This is a genomic window from Rhodococcus sp. Q, assembly GCF_005503035.1.
GTDB lineage: Bacteria > Actinomycetota > Actinomycetes > Mycobacteriales > Mycobacteriaceae > Rhodococcus_G.
In genome coordinates, this window is record NZ_SCOY01000071.1 from 1 (window position 1) to 1,076 (window position 1,076).

The 1,076-nt window shown below is 65.7% G+C and carries 1 protein-coding gene; it reads left to right on the top strand.

The window, feature by feature from the left end; all coding sequences use genetic code 11:
• Positions 1-104 precede the first annotated feature (104 nt).
• Positions 105-1,064, top strand: a complete 960-nt coding sequence (locus tag FFS72_RS26275) for an IS481 family transposase (RefSeq protein ID WP_137876696.1) — start codon at positions 105-107, stop codon at positions 1,062-1,064.
• Positions 1,065-1,076 lie beyond the last annotated feature (12 nt).

Here is a 1,076-nt window from a genome sequence, read left to right on the forward strand (position 1 = left end):
TGTACCCGGCCAGGACGTTGGTAGCAGGCGTGTCGGCTTGATGCGAAGAGAACCTCCGAGTGGGGTGTGGCTTGTCTAAGGCCCACATCCGCTCGGAGGTTCTCGTGTCACACCGTAACGCCCGCACGACCTATCTCGGGAGAATGCTCATCATCGAGCGGCACCGCGACGGCTGGCCGAAAGCCCATATCGCCAGCGCGATGGGCATTTCCCGCAAATGCGTGTCCACCTGGGTGGGCCGCTACGAAGCCGAAGGCGAGCCCGGGCTTCACGACCGATCCTCACGCCCCCACACGATGCCGACCCGAACCCCCGTCGATATCGAGGAACGGATCGTCGACCTACGCCGGCATGAACGGCGCGGACCGGACTGGCTCGCAGCCGAACTCGGCGTCCCCGCCCGCACCATCTCCCGAGTACTCCGCCGCCACGGGGTGCCCTACCTGGCCCACTGCGATCCGTTGACCGGTGAGGTGATCCGGGCGTCGAAGGCGACCGCGGTGCGCTACGAACGCGACCATCCGGGCGAACTGGTGCACATGGACGTCAAGAAGCTCGGCCGCATCCCGGACGGTGGTGGTTGGCGCGCCCACGGCCGTGAGCATCGGAACCGAGACCACTCGACGAAGGTGGGGTTCGACTTCGTCCACTCGCTCGTCGACGACCACTCCCGTCTCGCCTATTCGGAAGTGCTCCCGGACGAGAAGGGCGCCACCTGTGCAGCATTCCTGACACGGGCGATCGACTACTTCGCCGGCCACGGCATCACCCGCATCGAACGGCTGATGACCGACAACGCATGGGCCTACCGCTGGTCGCTACGAGCAGTCTGCGCAGAGCACGACATCCGGCAGAAGTTCATCAAACCGCACTGCCCGTGGCAGAACGGCAAGGTCGAACGCTTGAACCGGACCCTGCAAACCGAGTGGGCCTACCGGCAGGTGTTCACCAGCAACGCCGAGCGCGCCGAAGCACTTGCGCCCTGGGTCGAGTACTACAACACTCGACGACGCCACAGCGCACTCGGAGGGCTCCCGCCGGTCAGCCGCCTGACACCAACCTGATGGCCGGGTACA